This window comes from Shewanella sp. AC34-MNA-CIBAN-0136, from assembly GCF_040309945.1.
Taxonomy (GTDB): Bacteria; Pseudomonadota; Gammaproteobacteria; order Enterobacterales; family Shewanellaceae; genus Shewanella.
Genome location: NZ_JBEOPJ010000021.1, coordinates 41,015 through 60,412, shown reverse-complemented (window position 1 = coordinate 60,412; position 19,398 = coordinate 41,015). Strand labels below are relative to the sequence as shown.

Sequence of the window (19,398 nt, the reverse complement as noted above, 5' to 3'; positions counted from 1 at the left end):
AGACTCTTCTATAATATTAATTGGCGTTTGTGTGGGTGTTATTCGTTTATGTCGTTTTGTTTTCACTGTTGAGATAATGGCCAATTGCCTTAGGAAGCTTATATGAAGCAAATCCAGTTTAGAAAAATTGATGCAATCTTGATTAAATTCAGCCTAAATGGAAAATTTTGGGTGGTGTGTTCACTTGTGGCATTGATCACCAGTGTTGTAGCGCTAATGAATTACCAACAAACAAACGACTTAATTGAACAAACATCGTTACAACGTGTTAAAGCAAGTATTGAAAGTTATGCTTCGGTTGCTAATAATCAAGGTTTAGCAAATGATGCCCTTAAGCAATTTGCCCAAGAAAATCAATTGCAGCTATCTGGGCGCGACAATACGTTACGTAGCGGCGATGTAGTGACGGCATCGGCGAGTGTGGGCAACCAATTTTTAACGATGAGTCAAAATGTACAACCGTCGGAACAAGAGCCGTTAAGCCAAACTAGTTTTATGTTAATAATCGCATTGGTGGGTTTATTACCCTTATTTCAGTTGAGTTACTGGATCTCAACCTCATTAGGGGGAGGTTTATGGGAAATGTACATGGCAATCAAGCGTCTAGCTGACGGTGATTTAACCATGAGGTTAAACTTTTTTGGTACAGACGACTTCAGTTTAATCGCCAAAGATATTGATCGTTGCGCCGATAATATGAGTGAAATGGTCAGTGCTATCCGCAGTAATGCTGAAACCTTGGCTGTTGCCGCTAACGAGTTTAATCATCAAGCCAGTACCAACGACGAGCTGATTGATCAGCAACATCACTTTTTAGACTCAGTGGCACACGCCATGGATCAAATGACGGCCGCCATAGCCGATGTGTCACATCACGCGAGTGATACATCATTAAATACTAAGCAAAATGCAACGCAAATGGATCAAAGCCAAAGTAAGATTAACGATGCCGTCAAACGTATTAGCTATTTGTCTGAGCGTATCGCTGAAGCGTTTTCATCTGTCGAGCAGCTCTCCCGCGATGCCACCCAAATTAATGATGCTGTTACTACCATTGATAGTATTTCTGAACAAACCAATTTATTGGCATTAAATGCTGCCATTGAAGCGGCGCGTGCCGGGGAGCAAGGTCGTGGTTTTGCTGTGGTGGCGGACGAAGTGCGAACCCTTGCGGGGCGTACCCAAAAAGCCACCGTAGAAATTCAAAACATGATTGAAGGGTTGCAACAAGGTTCTAAAAAACTGACCAGTATTACCAATGTGATTGTTGCTGAAGCAGACCAAGGGAGTGCGAGCATTAAGGCGGTCGGTGATGATATTACTCATATGGCTGAGTCTATTAATGCGGTGTTCGATATGAGCAGCCAAATAGCCGCATCCGCGGAACAACAAAGCATGTCTGCGAGGGATATCGCCTCACAACTTAATCAAATTCGTCATCAATCGGAAACGATTCGCAGTACTTCCAAACAAGCTGGTGTATTAGCTAAAGATTTGAATCAATCGTCTAAAGGTTTAGCTGCGATTTTAAGTCAATATAAAATCTAGCGCTTACAGCCTCATCATTAAAGAGGAGATCGTTGATATATTTTTGATTAGCTTGAAATAAAGTACTAAGGTATCTGGTCTGTTACTAAGTTGTTAAGTGGTGGTTTAGGTGTATTGACTCTAATTAGTCGTCGAACACCACTTGAGTTAGTCGCATTACACTATTAGATATCTGTGAATAGCATGGTGTATGTGTCATCGCCACCTTATTGCGGCGCTTTATTGTGTTATTCGGCAAACATCATTAGGAGTATCAATGATTATTATCTCTACGCGCGTTGTTATAGCGCTGACCTTAAGCTGTGTATTATTGAGTACCTCTGCCGCGATCGCAGCACCGCAGAGTATTGCGGTGTTAAATGCCCAAGGCCAACCAGCACAAAACATGGTGGTGTATTTACTCCCAAGCGACCCTGCCAATATTGTTACCACCGTTGCTCCGCCAAAAGCTGAAGTTCATCAAAAAGATAAGCAGTTTTCTCCCTATATTACTGTTGTACAAAAAGGCAATGATGTGGCTTTTGTCAATGAAGATGATATTACTCATCATATTTTTTCTGCATTAGGACCGAAGCGTTTTTCATTCAAACTTCGTCATCAGCAACAACAGCAAATATTGAGATTTGAGCAAACAGGGCATGTGTCTATGGGCTGCAATGTTCATGACTGGATGTCTGGACATTTATTGGTGGTCGACACCCCGTATTATGCTGTGACCAATTTAGAAGGAATAGTAACATTTGCGGATTTACCTGCTGATGACTTCAAGCTGGTTGTGTGGCATCCACAGCTAAAAATGCCTGATAATCAGCAAGTGAAAACTGTTCATTTCTCTAGAGATAACGCTATGACTATCACCTTACAGGCAGAATTTGATAATATTCCTAGCCAGCAAAGTTTAGATGAATTTGAATTTTTAGAAGGATACTAGTATTGCTATTTTTTAATCGGTTGCAAACTCGGATTTTTGCTTTTTTTGTATTGCTAATCATTGCCGTACTGAGTTTGTCTTTTTGGTTAACGTATCAATCTAATCAAAGGTTAGAGCAACAGTATGTGGCCAATCAACTTGAAGTAGCGAGTTTAGTTTTCGAGTCGCAATATGATAACCGAAATTATTATTTGGCTGCATTTGCCGCGACGGCCGCAAAGGATTTTGGTTTAAAAGATATCTTTATTGATGGCGATAATCGTAGTTTTCTAGTGGCGTTAAATAATCATCGCAGTCGGATTAATGCATCTTTAGCAATGGCGGTGTCTGCTGAAGGTAAAGTTATTGGCCAGCTGGTGGCCTCACAAGGTGAATTAGGCCGTGAAGCCGTTGCTCTGGGCTCGGAGCAGAACGAGGTGTTTCGATACAAGTTAGGTTCTGAATTTGAAACGCTGAGTCCATTCTATTTATTAGATAATAAACTGTATCAAATTAAGTTTTCGCCACTCACTAGTGGTGGTAATAGCGTTATCGGTTGGGTGGGCTTTGGGTTTCTTATTGATGATACCTTAGCTAATTCATTGCAGAAGCTCACCGGTTTAAACAGCGGTTTTATGTTAACAACTGAAAATAAGGTCATTGGGGTTGGCCATTCTGGTTTGCCGTTGCCAGACGATGAAAGCTCACTATTATCGCGCTATATCATTGAAGAGAAAACCAACCACGATTATATTCTCTGGAAGCAATCTTTAGGTGAAGTCGATGGTCAGTCTCTGCATGCCTATATGTATAAATCACGCTCTGATTTGTTGGCTTCAATAGAATCACAGTGGTTACAACAAGTCGCGGTGTTAGTCATGATGTTACCGGTGTCCTTACTGTTGGCATTTTGGATTTCGGGCAGTATCACTCGACCTATTACACAGTTAATTGCCCAGGCACGTTTTATCGCACAAGGTAATTATGATTCTAATGTGAGTGTCGATTCCAGTATTGAGCTACAGCAATTAGCCAATGAATTTACCTCGATGCAGCAAGCTATTCTACAACGAGAAAAAGCCATTGCTCATCAAGCCTATCATGACCCATTAACCAATTTAGGCAATCGTAATGAATTACAGCGCATGATTGAACCTTGGTTAGTATCGGGGTCAACCATGGGTCTGTGTTTAATTAATATTCGCCGTATGACTGAAATTAATGTCACTTTAGGTCACGCTGTAGGTGATGAAGTAATTAAAGAAGTGGCTAAACGTTTATGTGAGGTTAATCCCGATGCCTTAGCTTATCGATTGTCGGGTGATGAGTTCGTTTTAGCATTTAAGCATTGTGAACATCAATCGTTTGATGTGCTTCTCAAAAAGCTCCAAGATCAGATTGGCCAAGATTATCACTATCAAGATGTAATGTTACATTTGCAGTTTACTGCTGGTGTCAGTTTTTATCAGCCAAACGTAGATATTGTTACCCTGCTAAGACAAGCTGACACGGCTTTGCAGCACGCTAAAATAAATAAGCGTGATTATCAAATCTACGATGCCAATATCGATAAAAATAGCATTGAACGTTTTCAACTCATTAACGAGCTTAAAGTGGCGATTGAGCAAAATCAGTTAGTGCTTTACTACCAACCAAAATTAAACTTAGCCAAACAAAAAATTACCCATGTTGAAGCGTTAGTTCGCTGGGATCATCCCGCTAGAGGCATTATTCCACCGGATACGTTTATTCCTATCGCTGAAAAAACCATGCAAATGGATGCATTGACCCGCTGGGTGATTACCGAAGCTATGGCTCAATATCATCGTTGGCAATTACTGGGCATTGATATGTGTATAGCAGTAAATATTTCGGCTGAAAATTTAAAAGACGAGCAGTTTTGCCACTGGGTCATTAATGCCCTCGCTGAGCATAATGTACCTGTTACCGCGATGACGTTAGAAATAACTGAAGATGCGGTGGTATCTGATCCCGAGCTGGCAATAAAACAGCTCACGTTATTGCGTCAAAATGGACTCACGTTATCAATAGATGACTATGGCACTGGCTATTCTTCATTGGCACAATTGAAACAGCTGCCGGTCGATGAACTTAAAATTGATAAGTCGTTTGTGCAAAAGTTACTTGAAAATGAAGCAGACCAAATCATTGTGCAATCGACGTTACAATTAGCTCATAATTTAGGCCTTAAAGTGGTTGCCGAAGGCATTGAAGACAAGGCTACTTTAGAATGGTTAACCAATCTAAACTGCGAAATGGGCCAAGGCTTTTATTTGTCGCGACCATTGCCTGAACAACAGTTTAATGACTGGTTAGGGCAATCTGATTACCTGTAGGAGAATTGATTATTTGCGGCTTACGTACAAGGATAGTGTGTTGCTTACTGTGTGTGAGTAGCAGTATTTATGCCGAACCATTGGATAATGACGTGATTGGTCATGCAGATGTTGAGCATGATTTCAGTGGCGTGATAGATGTCCGTGTTGGTTATGCCGATAGCATCGATTCTTATTTGGATGGTGGATTGGGCAAGTTTGGCGTTAATTATGGCGCGCACTTAGCCTTATCACAACTGGGGTTAAGTTATCACAGCCAGTGGGGCGATGCCTGGTCGAGTCGTATTGTGGCTAATGGATATGTTGATGGTATCAATAATGGGTTAGGTATCACTGAAGCCATTTTACGTTATCGGGATATTCCGAGTGAGCAAGGTATTCGGTTTGATGTTCAGTTTGGCTTGATGTATCCGCAAATATCGTTAGAAAATGTCGCTACCGCATGGGCATCACCTTTCACCTTAAACTATTCAACCATGAATAGTTGGCTGGCCGAAGAGGTTAGGCACATTGGCCTGTCGACAACGGTTGAATCATTAGGGAAATATCGGCAATCAGAGCATGATTTTTCGTTAACTGCAGAAGCCTTTATGTTTAACGATACCACCGGCGCTATGCTGGCCTGGCATGGCTGGACTCAAACCTCAAGACAAACATTAGTGCAAGAAACCATTCCTATCACTGCCATTCCTGCAATGGAAGAGGAGGGTATGTTAGAGGCCCAAGCCGCTAACTCAGACCCTTTTACTGAACTTGACGACCGCATTGGTGGGCATGTACTCGCAAAGTGGACTTGGCGTAATAAAGGCAGTGTTCAAGCGGGGTATTATGATAATAACGCCAATACGCATATTGTTAAGCAAGGTCAATATGTGTGGTTGACCCAGTTTGGTCATGTTGGCGCAAAATGGCGTTTGCCTTTTGGTGTCAGTTTAATCAGTCAATTTATGCAAGGAACCACCTTAATGACCAACACTGATGGTTATCCTGTGGTCGATAATGATTTTCAATCGGGTTACGTGTTATTGAGTAAACGTTGGGACAAGCACAGATTAAGTTTAAGAGTTGAAGACTTTTCTGTTACCGATAATGACCTTACTCCTGAAGATAATAATAATGAAGATGGCCAATCATTGACCCTTGCGTATCAATATCAACTCGATAGACCGTGGTTTATTCAATTTGAATACAATGCTGTCGATTCAACCAGACCTGCTAGAGCGTATCTTAATGAATCGGTCGAACTGCTTGAGCAACAATGGCAAGTGTCTAGCCGTTACTTTTTTTAGTTAAGCCTACTGCAAGTTAATTCAATAAAGTTAGCAAGACAAAGTTAGCAAGACAAAGTTAGCAAGAAAGGAAGCAGTTTGAAAGGTGTTTATTATTCCAAGTTTAGGTTAGTTAACGGCTAATATGGGTTAACTACAAGCATGGGCTAATGGCTAATGCAGAGTCAACAATCATAAAAAAACGCTATGCTGTTAGGCATAGCGTTTTTTGTTCAAGCATCATGTCGTTTAATCTAAGGGTCAGTTAACATCCACTTAGATTAACTAAATGTGCTCCAAATTGGCGCATGGTCTGATGGTTTATCAATACCACGTAATTCGTAATCTACATCTGACTCAACTAAACGTGGCAACATTGACTCTGTGACCAGAATGACGTCAATTCGAAGTCCACGGTTATCATCAAAACCTTTACTACGATAATCAAACCATGAATAACGTTCAGTGCGAGTAGGGTGTAATTGACGGAAACTGTCGATAAAGCCCCATTGCTGTAAACGTGCTAACCATTCACGTTCTTCTGGTTGGAAACTACATTTACCGGTTTTTAACCAACGTTTGGCGTTAACCTCACCAATACCGATGTCTAAATCGGTTGGCGAAATATTAATGTCGCCAATAATCGCGATGTCTTCACTTGGATTGTGATGTTTATCTAAATGCAGCATTAAGTCTTGATAAAACTTGCGCTTAGCTGGATATTTCGTTTCGTGATGGATACTTTCACCTTGTGGGAAGTAACCATTGAAAACCGTTAATATACGGCCATTATCTTGTGTGAACTGACCAATAATAAGACGGCGTTGCGCGTCTTCATCATCGGTTTCATACCCTTTAATGATTTCAAGAGGTTCTGCTTTTGACAGCATAGCGACACCGTAATGTGCTTTGCCACCATGATAATGGACTTTGTACCCCATAGCCTCAACGTCAGCAACAGGAAAAGCTTCGTCATGTACTTTGGTTTCTTGTAAGCCAATTATATCGGGTGAATGACTGTCGATGAGAGCTTGCAGTTGATGCAAACGAGCACGAATACCATTGATATTAAAAGAAACTATTTTCATTAAGGAAGCACTCGTTTAAATGGCTTAACGATAACGCTTTTGTACACGCCAGCACCAATATAAGGATCCACATCTGCCCAAGCTTGTGCATCTTCTAATGAAGGGAAATCAGCAACCACTAATGACCCTGTGAAACCCGCTTCACCAGGATTTTCATTATCAATAGCAGGATGTGGTCCAGCGGTTAATAAACGGCCTTCATCGGCTAAAACTTGTAAACGGGCTAAATGTTCAGCACGAACAGATAAACGTTTTTCTAAACTGTTTTCAATATCTTGAGATGAAATCATATACCACATATAGCTGCTTCCTTTATTTGATTTTACATAAACAATTATTGGTTATCAGTAGGTTGCGAGTTGTCATCTTGCATATTTTTATACAGATACACTACCGTTATCACTGTGTTAATTAAGGTAAGGGCGGTTAAGCCAAATACTTTGAAGTTAACCCAGGTTTCTAAAGGTAAATTAAACGCAATATAAATATTGGCGAAACTACATAATACAAAAAATCCAACCCAATACCATGTGACTTGAGTCCATATTCTATCGTCTACTTTCATTTCTTTGCCTAACATGCTCTTAAGCGCTGATTTCCCCATGATTTGTGAGGCAATTAACCCTATAGCAAACAAGGCATAAACAATACTGACTTTCCATTTGATAAAAGCATCATCGTGGAAAAATAGGGTGAGTGAACCAAATACAGTCACCATGGCGAAGGTGGCTAAATGCATTTTTTCAATATGTTTATAAATCAGATACGTAATGACGAGTTGAATAGCCGTGGCAGCAATCAATACTCCTGTTGCGGCGTAGATATCATAGAATTTGTAAACGGCAAAAAAAATGACCAGTGGTAAAAAGTCTAACAGTTGTTTCATAAAAATCTCTTGCAGAAAAAGGACAACAAACAGCTGTCACTACGACAATATACGCCGATTGTAACATGATGAGATAGTGTTTATGAACCATAAGCAGTTGTGCAATTGCAACCTTAGTGATCATTGTTGTTTTAAGGTGAGCCATAACTGAGTTTCACTTAGTAGATCAGCACTTTTTTTAGATAAAAAGGGATTATGCAGCACAAATTCGGTGCGGTTATCTAATTCGGATTTACTGAACATACCTTGAGTGATTGGGTGGTTATAGAATAAGTCATCGAAGCTACCGTCATCGATAGCTTTTCTGAGGCCGTATTCGATGCGCTGAGCTAAGGATGTGTTGTCTTTACTGACAAAAAAATAAATGGGCGCGGGATACTTTAATAAGATTTTTTGTTCAAGTGCTAGGTCTGGATAACGGTCCAAGTCTCGCCATGGTTCGTGTATTGAGCGGGGATAGTAGTCAAAGCGACCTTTCAGTAACATGGCTATTAAACGACTATCACTGCCAGATGTGACGGTAAAACCATTACTGTGCAAAATAGGTACATCTGGCCAATCAGCGCCTTGGCCAATTAAGGTCTTTTTGATGTCTTCTATCGCGTTTATGTTGTCAAATTTAGCTTGATCATTTTTACGGATCAGCCCAATTCGGTAACCCATTAGTCCTTTAAGTAATGGCACATAAATAGCTTGTAATTGATCTTCTCGTTCAATGCTGGTCATGGTCCAGACAACATCAATAATCGTGTTATCAGCCACCATTTTAAGTGCTCGACCCTGCGGCATTTGGATCATGGCGGCATTCATTTGAAAGTCGCCATATTTATCGCGACTTTTCTCTAACGCAAGTTCAAGTAACGAAACAAAATAAGCCTGTTTTGGGTCAGTGCCTTGAATTGCAGCATTATAAGTGACAATAATTTTAGGTTGTTCAGACGTCGCCACAGTTTTAAAACTGCAGATAACAGATAGAATGGCAATCGTTAAAATCCCTATTAACGAACTTTTCATATAATACCGAATTGGTTGATATTTATCCTAGTATAACGGACATAAAAAAAGGAGCAATAAAATCGCTCCTTTTTCAACCTGAAAGTGGTCGTTATGTAGCCGCTTTCATTGCTGCGGTAAATTCGGCGAGTTTGGCCAATAATGTCACTTCATCATGTTGATGCGCTTCAATGATTTTAACCACGGCAGAACCTGAAATAGCACCCGCTGCTCCAGCCTTGATGGCGGCGCATACTTGCTCCGGTTCAGCAATACCAAAACCTAATAGTGGCGGTGGGGCATTAAATTCGACCAGTTGCGCCAGAATATTCTCAATTGGCTCACCCGCTTTGGATTCTGTGCCCGTTACGCCGGCACGAGATAATAGGTAGGTATAACCTTCACCTTGTTCACTAACCAGTTTTAAGGTGTCAGCATCAGCATTAGGCGGTGCAATAAAGATAGGCGCGATACCATGTGCTTTTGCAGCCAAACTAAAGGGTTTTGATTCTTCTACAGGCACATCGGCAATCAATACAGAATCAACACCAGCAGCTTGTGCTTTGGCATAAAATGAATCGATACCATTAGCAAATACTAAGTTGGCATATAGCAATAATCCGATAGGCAGCTCAGGATATTGCGCACGTATTTTAGCGATAATGTCAAAGCAATCACTTTGTTTAGTGCCTGCCGCTAATGAGCGTAGGTTAGCACCTTGTATCACCGGGCCATCGGCTAATGGATCTGAAAAAGGAAAACCTAATTCAAGTGCATCAGCGCCATTATCAACTAAGGTCTGAATGATTTTCATCGATAATTCAGGACTTGGATCGCCAATGGTCACAAAGGGAACAAATGCGCCTTGATGTTGTGCTTTCAGTGCAGCAAATTTTGCTTGATAACGGTTACTCATTGCCGCTCTCCTGTTGTTTTTGTTTGGCCTCTAAAATATCTGCCACTGTGAAAATATCTTTGTCACCACGACCTGATAAATTAACCACTAAAATGGTTTCTTTAGTGGCTTCCTTTGCCATGCGAACGGCGTAAGCAAGTGCGTGGGCTGATTCTAATGCAGGAATAATGCCTTCACAACGAGCGAGTGTTTGGAACATTTCAAGTGCTTCATCATCGGTTGCAGACTCATAACGAGCACGACCAATAGCGTTTAAATGTGCATGTTGTGGGCCTACCGATGGAAAATCAAGTCCGGCAGAAACTGAATACGATTCTTCAATTTGTCCGTCACTGTTTTGCATTAACGGTGATTTCATGCCAAAGAATATACCTGTTTTACCGTGTTTAAGCGGCGCGCCGTGCATTGCCGTATCAAGGCCTTTACCTGCAGGTTCAACGCCAATCAACTCAACCGATGCTTCGTCAATAAAGTCAGCAAACATACCAATAGCATTTGAGCCTCCACCAACACAGGCAATAACGGCGTCGGGTAAACGGCCTTCTTTTTCAAGAATTTGTTTTTTAGTTTCTTCACCAATAATGCGCTGAAACTCGCGCACAATTGTCGGGAATGGGTGCGGTCCAGCTGCGGTGCCTAATAAGTAATGCGCTTTATCATAGCTGCCCGACCAGTCGCGCATGGCTTCGTTACACGCATCTTTTAGGGTTGATGAACCTGAGGTAACCGGTATAACTTCAGCGCCCATTAATTTCATGCGGAACACATTTGGCGATTGACGTTCAATGTCTTTAGCGCCCATGTAGACTCTACATTTTAAGCCTAAAAGCGCACAGGCTAGAGCAGTAGCTACGCCGTGTTGACCAGCACCGGTTTCAGCGATGATTTCTTTTTTACCCATGCGTCTGGCTAACAACGCTTGTCCCAATACCTGGTTGGTTTTATGGGCGCCGCCATGAAGTAAGTCTTCACGTTTTAGGTAAATTTTTACCAACGGATTTGGACTTAAATTACGGGTCAGTGTTAGCGCTGTTGGGCGGCCAGCATAGTTCTTTAGCAGGTCGGTAAATTCAGCGATAAAGCTTTCATCTTGTTGTGCTTCAACAAAGGCCGTTTCGAGTTGTTTTAATGCAGGCACTAAAATCTGCGGTACGTACATCCCACCGTATTCGCCGAAATAAGGGTTAAGCTTGAGCTCGGTCATAAATATTCCCTTCGAGTAATCATGTTTTTAACTAAAAATGGTGTCGTAAATAGAAAATTAATTACGGCGTAATTGAGTAAATGCAGCAATCAGTTTTTGATGGTCTTTATGGCCAGGGGTAGATTCTACTCCTGAATTTAAGTCGACCCCATAAAATCCTTGTTGGCTTGCTAGATAAACATTGTCAGGGGTTAATCCACCGGCCAACATCGCATCTTGTTTATCATTAATATTGGCTTGCCAGTTGAATGTTTTTCCGGTGCCGCCAAATTGTTGTGCTGATTTGCTGTCGTATAAATAACGATCGGCGCCAGCAGGTTGTTGACTCACTTCGTCGCTGTTGCTGTCAATTGCAACGGCTTTCCAAATCTCGGTTTTTAGCTGCTGTTGATTCAATAACGCTTTTAATTCGGTGATTTCAAGTTCAGTTTCATTGCCGTGTAATTGCACTGCAAAAAGATTCAGTGTTTGGGCCAATGAAGCGATATCTGCAACGGGGTGATTAACAAACACACCCACCATATTTAAGCCAATATTACGTTGCTGCATTTGGGCGACTAATTCACTTGCTTGTGCTGGTGTTACGGCTCTAGGTGATTTGGGATAAAAAATTAACCCACCAAATACCGCCCCTGCTGTTGCTACTGCCTCAATATCGTCAATTCGAGTCAAACCACAGACTTTATTATTACCAAAAATAAGTTGTCTGCACGCTAAATCAATATCGTCTTGCGCCATAATTGAACTGCCAACAAGATAACCGTCAACCAATGGATTTAGGCGGCAAACTTGTTGATGGTTATAAATACCTGATTCGCTAATAACGACTCTGTCTGCGGGGATCTGTGGCGCTAATAACTCAGTTGTCGCCAAATTAGTACTTAAGTCGCGTAAATTACGATTGTTAATACCAATTATTGGGGCAAGGAGATCAATCGCTCGGATCAATTCTTCTTGGTTACTCACTTCAGTTAAGGTATCTAATTGATACTTAGCCGCTTCGCTGGCTAATAAACGATATTGCTCATCATCAAGCACTGACAACATGAGTAAAATAGCATCAGCACCTTGATGGGCCGCCAATTTCACTTGATACGGGTCGACAAAAAAGTCTTTACAGATAATGGGCTGAGTCACTCTGGCGCGGACTTTTGGAATGTAGTCCATGTCACCTTGGAAAAATTGTTCATCGGTGAGTACAGAGATGCCTGCAGCGTAATTGACATAAATATCTGCGATGGCTTCAACATCAAATACAGGGCGAATAAGCCCTTTAGAAGGACTGGCCTTTTTACATTCAAAAATAAACTGAGCATTAGGTGCTTTCAGGGCTTCGTATAAGCTACGGTCAGATATTTTAGGCTGTAGACTGGCTTCAGGGAAACGCAGTTTTAGCGCGGCGATATGTGCCACTTTAGTATCAACGATACGGGTTAATACATTACTTTCTGGCTTACTCATGGTGTTCTCCAGCTTGGCTAGCGGCAGCTAAATCGGTTAATAAGGTAAAAGCTGTACCGCTGGCGAGTGTCGTGAGCGCTAGCTGAGTACCGGCTTGAACTGAGTCGCAAATACCACTGATATACAAAGCACAACCTGCATTAATCGCCACCGCATCTCTATGTGCTGGTAGACCTTTACCTTGTAAAATGGCTTGGGTGATTAAGGCATTATCAGCTGGTTCTCCACCCGTTAACTGCGATATGTCTGCACGGTTAACGCCGAGATCTTCAGGGCTCAGTTGGTAAGTACGCACCACACCGTCTTTTAGTTCTGCCACATGAGTATTATCATGAAGCGCCACTTCATCTAAGCCACTGCCATACACCACCATTGCGCGTTTAACGCCAAGGGCATGTAACACTTGTGCAATAGGTTCGATGAGTTCAAGTGTATATACGCCCAACAGCATAAATTCTGGGCTTGCTGGGTTAATTAATGGGCCTAACACATTAAAAATAGTACGGGTTTTTAACGCTTGCCTTACAGGCACAGCATGTTTCACCCCGCCATGGTAATGCGGCGCAAATAGAAAACATAAGCCAAGCTTATCTAAACACTGGCTTGCTGCGTCTGGCGCCATGGTGAGCGCGATACCGCAATGTGACAGTAAGTCAGAAGAGCCAGACTTGCTTGAGACGCTGCGGTTACCGTGTTTAGCTACTTTTGCGCCTGCTGCTGCTGCAACAAAAGCGGCAGTAGTAGAAATGTTGATGGTGTTATGGCCATCGCCGCCAGTACCGACAATATCAACAATGCCAGTTTGCTTTGAGGCATCACTTCGTGGAAAGGGTTTAGCTGCTTGGCGCAATGCGTCAGCCGCTCCGGCTATTTCATCAATGGTTTCGCCGCGCATTTTTAGCGCCACTAACATACCCGCCATGGTTGCAGGTTGCATATCACCTTGAATAATAGCGCTAAACACTTGTGCCATTTGTTCACGAGTTAATGGCTTACCTTGATACAGATGGTCGAATAACGTTTGCAGATTATCCATTATTCTCCTCCAGTAAAGGCATGGTCTTGGGTTAAATACGCTAATGTCTGCGTGAGTAACTGGCTGCCTAGGGTGGTTAAAATTGATTCTGGATGAAATTGAAAGCCCATAGCTTGATGTTGTGGATGTAATATTGCCATTGGCATGTCATCTGTGGTGGCAATAACGTCTAAGCAGTCAGGTACCTTAGTCGCAACTAAGCTGTGATAACGGGCCACCGGTAATGGTGAGGGTAAGTTTGCAAATACGCCTTGACCATTATGGAAGGTCGGGCTGGCTTTACCGTGGACAACAAACGGCGCTCGCTCTACTTTGCCGCCATAATATTCAACCATGGCTTGATGACCTAAACAAATGCCAAGCATCGGGACTTTACCAGCCACTTTGCCAATGAGTTCCATCATGCAGCCCGCCTCGTGAGGAGCACCAGGTCCGGGTGATAGCACTAATGCCTTTTTACCCGTTTCATTCATGAGTTTTTCAGCAACATAATCGGCACTGACATCATTACGATAAATGACAACTTCACAGCCAAGGCTGCGGAATTGATCGACTAGATTGTAAGTAAACGAATCGAAGTTATCGAGTAAATATATTTTCATCCGTTGATCGTTTTGTGTGGTTGCGGTGCTCATAGCCCACCTCCCATTTTTATCGCAGAAATGACCGCTTGGGCTTTTTGACGTGTTTCATCTGCTTCGGCTTGTGGATCTGAGTCAAACACCACTCCAGCACCTGCTTGTATATGAGCAACATCATTTTTAACAAACGCTGAACGGATAACAATGCAGGTATCCATGTCGCCGAGACCATTGAGGTAACCCACTGCGCCACCATAACTGCCGCGACGAGCTTGCTCCGCTTGGCGAACTAATTGCGATGCACGCACTTTTGGCGCACCCACTAAGGTTCCCATGTTCATGCAAGCTTGATAAGCGTGCAGGGCATCTAAATCTAAACGTAATTGACCAGTGACGCGACTGACTAAATGCATCACGTGCGAGTAACGATCAACTTTTAGCAGTTCGGCCACTTTACGGCTACCGCTTTGGCTGATGCGAGCAATGTCGTTACGTGCTAAATCGACCAGCATTAAATGTTCTGACAATTCTTTCTTATCTAAACGCAGCTCGAGCTCTATACGGCTGTCTAGGTCAAAATCAATCTCACCTTGAGCATTTTTACCGCGCTTACGCGTGCCAGCAATGGGATACACTTCAACTTGGTTACTGGCCGCATCGTATTTCAGGGCACTTTCTGGCGACGCACCAAATAAGGTGAAATCAGGACCTCTAAAATAGAACATATACGGACTAGGGTTGGTTAAGCGCAAAGCCCGATATGCCCCGAGCGTATTTGGGCAAGGTAAGCTGAAACAACGAGATGGCACAACTTGGAAAATATCGCCGGCGACAATGTGTTCTTTTAAATCAATCACGGTTTGCTTAAATTGCTCGTCGGTGATGTTAACTTCTTCGTCGGTTGTCACTGGTGTTAATTGAGCAATGTCACCTAGATCGGCACATTGTTCGATAACGTGTTGCAGTTGCTGAACTAATTGTTGTGCAATCATTTCATCTTGACCGAATTGGTGGCTAACAATCTCGGCTTGCTGAGTTTGATGGTCAATTAAAATAAGTGTTTCAGCAAGATAGAATAAATAATCTGGGCAATCATTGTGAGCGTTGGGCGCTGCAGGGAGTGGCTCGACAGTATCAATTAAGTCATAGGCTAATACACCACCTAAAAATAAATCTTCAAATTTAAGCGGATTATTGGTTTGAATGTGTTTAATAAACATTCTTAAGCCATCAAGAGGAGATGTTGACTTTAAACGTGCATCTTCATCTTGTAACTCGGTGGCCTTTTGCAGCGTCACGATGAGAGTATTATTATCTCGTTGTTGCTGTGTATCGCTGAAGAAGTTGGCTATTGGCGTTAATAACGCTGCACCATTTTGAGTTAATGCGCTGAAGCTGAGCTGATAACCGTCGCAACGTATCATCATTGCCGCATGAGTGAGTACGATGCTTTTTAAATGGTCTTTACTTTCGACCTCTGCTGATTCTAACAGCATGGTATGAGGCGCATTATTAGTCACTTGCTGATACAATTTTAGTGGATCAGTATGGTAGGTTAATGCCTGCTTTTGCGTGGTAACCTGAGCGAGTTGGTTTGGTGTGCTCACTGTTGTCGTCACTGTTGTCATCACTATGTCGCCGCTCCTTGTATCCTGTTTGTTTATCATCTGTTGGCCTTTAATATTATGTAACCCGAGTGACTAAAGTGAGTGGGCCAAATAACAAGAAAGCCCACATTTCTGCGGGCTTTTGGGTAAAATCTTGTCTCTTAAAAATGAGCACAACGCTTCACACCACCCGTTAATTTGGGAAGTGCCACCACCAAGTAATGTGTAATGAAGCTAAAGAGTGTGTCATCGTTAATCGCTGTGTTGTGTCTGTGTCTGTGTTTAATGCCTATAGGAAAACCCAGCTGGAGATTAATGTCAATTGAATATTTCTCAAAAGCTAACAAAAAATGGCAATATGGACAAATCTAGTCTACTTATTGAGCCCTCTAACTAACTTATGCATAAATAATTCATCAATTGCCATCATTTATTCATAAATCCAAGCAGTATTTTAATCGCCACTCTAGTACAATAACCACATGATTACAGAGACTCTCTTGGCCGATCTTCACAGCCACACGACCGCATCAGACGGTCAATTAACACCGACAGAATTATTAACTCGCGCTATTGAAAAAGGCGTTGAGATGTTTGCTATTACTGACCATGACACTGTCGGAGGGTTAGCGGAAGCGCATCTTGCTAATCAAAACCATGCCACGCCATTAGTATTAATTAATGGTTGTGAGATTTCGACTCGTTGGAACAGTTTTGATATTCATATCGTCGGATTAAACTTGGATATCGCTCATACGGGATTATTGGATTTTTTAACTCATCAACGTGAGTTGCGTGAAGTCCGAGCCCAAGAAATTGGTGAACGTTTAGCTAAAGCGGGGATAGAAGGTGCCTATGATGGTGCTAAAGCTATTGCCGGCGATGCAGCGCTGAGTCGTGGCCATTATGCTAGATGGTTAGCCGATAATGGTCATGCGACTGATATGCCTAGTGTATTTAAACGCTTTTTAGCTCGTGGCAAAACAGGTTATGTACCCAATAATTGGGGCGATATGGCCAATGCGATAGCGCATATTCATCAAGCCGGTGGTGTAGCAGTATTAGCTCACCCTAGCGGTTATAAATTATCGGCCAAATGGCTTAAGCGCTTAGTGCGTGAATTTGCAGAGGCCGGTGGCGATGCGATGGAAGTTATTTTAGGCCAGCAAACATTAGACGACCGTAATAACCTTATCGCATTAAGTAAGCAAAATAACCTACTTGCTTCTGTGGGGAGCGATTTTCACTTCCCGAGTAATTGGATCGAGTTAGGTAAAAACTTATTCCAACCACAAGGTGTGGAATGGGTTTGGCAATCACAACATTGGACGAAAAGAGCATGAGTCAATTTTGGTATATTCATGATGAGAACCCACAGGCACGATTAATTAACCAAGCTGTGGCGATTCTTAAACAAGGTGGAGTCATTGTTTATCCCACTGACTCAGGTTATGCATTGGGTTGTATGATTGGCGAAAAAAATGCCATGACGCGTATGGCGCGCATTCGCCAGATTGAAAATGACACTAATTTTTCATTAATGTGTCGTGATCTCTCTGAGCTGGCCAATTTTGCCCGCGTTGATAACCAAGCATATCGTTTATTAAAAAGCTGTATGCCTGGTCCATATACGTTTATTTTCAAAGCCACTAAAGAAGTGCCACGTCGTTTACAGTGTGACAAAAAGCGCACCATTGGCATTCGCGTGCCTAATAATGTCATTGCACTCGCGTTACTTGAAGCATTGGGTGAACCAATGATGACCACCAGTTTAGTGATGCCAAATGAGCAATTTGCTGAATCTGACCCTGAACATATTCGCGATATACTCGATAACTTGGTAGACGGTATTATTCACGGTGGTTATTTACCTGAAAATCAAACGACAGTGATTGATATGTCTGAAGATGAGATGGTGATATTACGTCATGGTGCTGGCGATACCAGTGCATTTGAATAAACCAACGTGATACCCGCAGACGAATCATCTAAGATAAACATGCCAGGAAGTCAGCAAAGCCTGCCATTAGCAATGGTTCGTGGCCAAGCGCTTAATAGCATGCCCCTAGACTTGTTTATTCCGCCTGAGGCCTTAGAAGTGTTTCTTGAAACCTTTGAAGGCCCATTAGATTTATTATTATATTTAATCCGCAAACAAAAATTAGATGTGGTTGATTTGCCTATTCAACAAATCACCCAACAATATTTGCTCTATATTGAAATTCTCACTGAAGCGCGCATTGAACTGGCTGCCGACTACCTTGTGATGGCGGCAACATTAGCGGAGATTAAATCCCGATTATTGTTACCTAAAATGGCCAGTGAAGATGATGAGGAAGAAGATCCTCGCGTGGTGCTTATACGGCAATTAAAAGCCTATGAAGTGATCAAACAAGCTGCTGTGGATATTGATACGTTACCGCGGATTGAACGAGATGTGTTTCAAGCATCTGTTAGCGCAGCCCCAGACATTAAACCGGTGACGGTACCGCCAGATGTTTCGCTGGTGGATATAGCTCGTGCGTTTGGCGAAGTGCTAAAACGCATTGATGCCAACGAAGATCATCATGTAAAGCGTGAACATTTATCTACCCGTGAACGCATGAGCCAAATTTTAGCTAAATTATCCAGTACAGAATACATTGGTTTTGAGTGTTTGTTTGATGTCAGTGAAGGTCGAGCTGGTGTAGTGGTGAGTTTTTTGGCACTCATGGAGCTGGTTAAAGAGTTACTCGTTGAGTTAGTGCAAAATGAACCGTTTTCACCCATCTATGTAAAAGCGTATTAATTAACGATATTCGAAGAGATCCATGAAGCCCATTAATCCTATTCAGTTAAAACAGCTTATTGAAGCCAGTTTGTTTGTCTTAGCTAAGCCGTTGTCGGTAAAAGTCATTAAAGAAACGGTGTTAGCTGACTTTAGTGTATCGCGCACGCGCATTCAGGAAACGCTTGATGAATTACAGCAAGATTATCAAGAGCGGGGCGTACAGCTAGTTAAAGTCGCTAGTGGTTATCGTTTTCAAACTCAAGAAATACTCAGCCCTTATTTACAACCTCTGTGGCAAGACAAATCCCCTAAGTACTCTCGTGCAACGCTTGAAACGTTGGCGGTGATTGCATATCGGCAACCAGTAACGCGTGGTGATATTGAATATATTAGAGGCGTGGCGATTAGCAGTAATATCATAAAAAGCTTAGCGGATCGGCAGTGGATTAAAGTGGTTGGCCATAAGGAAGTACCTGGTAAACCAGCATTGTATGCGACCACCCCTGCATTTCTGGATTATTTTAATTTAACAAAACTTGCCGATTTACCTGCATTAACCGATGCCGCATCACTGCAAGGGTTATTTGATAAAGTGCAAGTTGCTCTCGATGAGCCTACAGATGATGCCAGTAATATTGATGACCAAGACGATGATCACCAAGACGATGATCAACAAGTCAATGACGAGCAAAACGATAGCGAAAACAGCAGTGATACAACCACAAATGAACTTGATGATGTAGACGACGAAGCCGTCGATGTTGTTAAAAACA

At 42.3% G+C, this 19,398-nt stretch carries 17 protein-coding genes and 1 pseudogene; 8 read left to right on the top strand and 10 right to left on the bottom strand.

Annotated features, from left to right (window positions below; genetic code table 11):
- The first annotated feature begins 102 nt into the window (after positions 1–102).
- From AAEY94_RS17935 to AAEY94_RS17920, 4 genes are all read left to right on the top strand, one after another.
- A complete protein-coding gene (locus tag AAEY94_RS17935) occupies positions 103–1,548 on the top strand; it encodes a methyl-accepting chemotaxis protein (protein ID WP_101086743.1) in 1,446 nt (481 codons plus the stop codon).
- Between the two features lie 256 nt (positions 1,549–1,804).
- Positions 1,805–2,479 carry a cupredoxin domain-containing protein gene (locus AAEY94_RS17930; protein WP_350979447.1) on the top strand — a complete coding sequence of 225 codons (675 nt, stop codon included), beginning with the start codon at positions 1,805–1,807 and terminating at the stop codon, positions 2,477–2,479.
- A gap of 2 nt (positions 2,480–2,481) precedes the next feature.
- On the top strand, positions 2,482–4,815 hold the full coding sequence (locus AAEY94_RS17925; protein WP_350979445.1) for an EAL domain-containing protein: 2,334 nt from the start codon (positions 2,482–2,484) through the stop codon (positions 4,813–4,815).
- A gap of 53 nt (positions 4,816–4,868) precedes the next feature.
- On the top strand, positions 4,869–6,104 hold the full coding sequence (locus tag AAEY94_RS17920; RefSeq protein ID WP_350979443.1) for a hypothetical protein: 1,236 nt from the start codon (positions 4,869–4,871) through the stop codon (positions 6,102–6,104).
- Between the two features lie 260 nt (positions 6,105–6,364).
- Here AAEY94_RS17920 and xthA read toward each other — a convergent pair whose 3' ends face one another.
- The 10 genes from xthA to AAEY94_RS17870 form a co-directional block, all read right to left on the bottom strand.
- Positions 6,365–7,171 carry an exodeoxyribonuclease III gene (gene xthA / locus AAEY94_RS17915; RefSeq protein ID WP_101086746.1) on the bottom strand — a complete coding sequence of 269 codons (807 nt, stop codon included), beginning with the start codon at positions 7,169–7,171 and terminating at the stop codon, positions 6,365–6,367.
- On the bottom strand, positions 7,171–7,470 hold the full coding sequence (locus tag AAEY94_RS17910) for a YciI family protein (protein ID WP_101086747.1): 300 nt from the start codon (positions 7,468–7,470) through the stop codon (positions 7,171–7,173). Before AAEY94_RS17910 ends, xthA begins: the two co-directional genes overlap by 1 nt.
- Positions 7,471–7,505: 35 nt before the next feature.
- A complete protein-coding gene (locus AAEY94_RS17905) occupies positions 7,506–8,057 on the bottom strand; it encodes a septation protein A (RefSeq protein ID WP_162023420.1) in 552 nt (183 codons plus the stop codon).
- Positions 8,058–8,177: 120 nt separating this feature from the next.
- On the bottom strand, positions 8,178–9,071 hold the full coding sequence (locus AAEY94_RS17900; RefSeq protein ID WP_350979440.1) for a substrate-binding periplasmic protein: 894 nt from the start codon (positions 9,069–9,071) through the stop codon (positions 8,178–8,180).
- Positions 9,072–9,162: 91 nt separating this feature from the next.
- The gene (gene trpA, locus AAEY94_RS17895) at positions 9,163–9,966 is read right to left on the bottom strand and encodes a tryptophan synthase subunit alpha (protein ID WP_350979438.1); all 804 of its coding nucleotides are present in this window, start codon (positions 9,964–9,966) and stop codon (positions 9,163–9,165) included.
- On the bottom strand, positions 9,959–11,170 hold the full coding sequence (gene trpB, locus AAEY94_RS17890) for a tryptophan synthase subunit beta (RefSeq protein ID WP_101086751.1): 1,212 nt from the start codon (positions 11,168–11,170) through the stop codon (positions 9,959–9,961). Before trpB ends, trpA begins: the two co-directional genes overlap by 8 nt.
- Positions 11,171–11,227: 57 nt before the next feature.
- Positions 11,228–12,631, bottom strand: coding sequence for a bifunctional indole-3-glycerol-phosphate synthase TrpC/phosphoribosylanthranilate isomerase TrpF (gene trpCF / locus AAEY94_RS17885; RefSeq protein ID WP_350979435.1), 1,404 nt, complete (start codon positions 12,629–12,631; stop codon positions 11,228–11,230).
- Complete coding sequence (trpD, locus tag AAEY94_RS17880; RefSeq protein WP_101086753.1) at positions 12,624–13,667, bottom strand: anthranilate phosphoribosyltransferase; 1,044 nt, start codon at positions 13,665–13,667, stop codon at positions 12,624–12,626. The genes trpCF and trpD overlap by 8 nt, the downstream gene beginning before the upstream one ends.
- Positions 13,667–14,269: an aminodeoxychorismate/anthranilate synthase component II gene (locus AAEY94_RS17875; RefSeq protein WP_101087210.1), complete on the bottom strand. Its 603-nt coding sequence runs from the start codon at positions 14,267–14,269 to the stop codon at positions 13,667–13,669. Before AAEY94_RS17875 ends, trpD begins: the two co-directional genes overlap by 1 nt.
- A gap of 29 nt (positions 14,270–14,298) precedes the next feature.
- On the bottom strand, positions 14,299–15,876 hold the full coding sequence (locus AAEY94_RS17870; RefSeq protein ID WP_350979487.1) for an anthranilate synthase component 1: 1,578 nt from the start codon (positions 15,874–15,876) through the stop codon (positions 14,299–14,301).
- 461 nt (positions 15,877–16,337) lie between these two features.
- On the opposite strand from AAEY94_RS17870, the gene rnm reads away from it, so the two are divergent.
- The 4 genes and pseudogenes from rnm to scpB all read left to right on the top strand — a co-directional run.
- A complete protein-coding gene (rnm, locus tag AAEY94_RS17865) occupies positions 16,338–17,198 on the top strand; it encodes an RNase RNM (RefSeq protein WP_101086755.1) in 861 nt (286 codons plus the stop codon).
- Positions 17,195–17,815 (top strand): L-threonylcarbamoyladenylate synthase, encoded by a 621-nt coding sequence (locus AAEY94_RS17860; RefSeq protein ID WP_101086756.1) that lies wholly within the window; start codon positions 17,195–17,197, stop codon positions 17,813–17,815. The genes rnm and AAEY94_RS17860 overlap by 4 nt, the downstream gene beginning before the upstream one ends.
- A gap of 39 nt (positions 17,816–17,854) precedes the next feature.
- A complete protein-coding gene (locus AAEY94_RS17855; RefSeq protein ID WP_162023413.1) occupies positions 17,855–18,643 on the top strand; it encodes a segregation and condensation protein A in 789 nt (262 codons plus the stop codon).
- A gap of 22 nt (positions 18,644–18,665) precedes the next feature.
- A pseudogene (gene scpB, locus AAEY94_RS17850) lies at positions 18,666–19,259 on the top strand (SMC-Scp complex subunit ScpB); the annotation flags it as partial.
- Positions 19,260–19,398 lie beyond the last annotated feature (139 nt).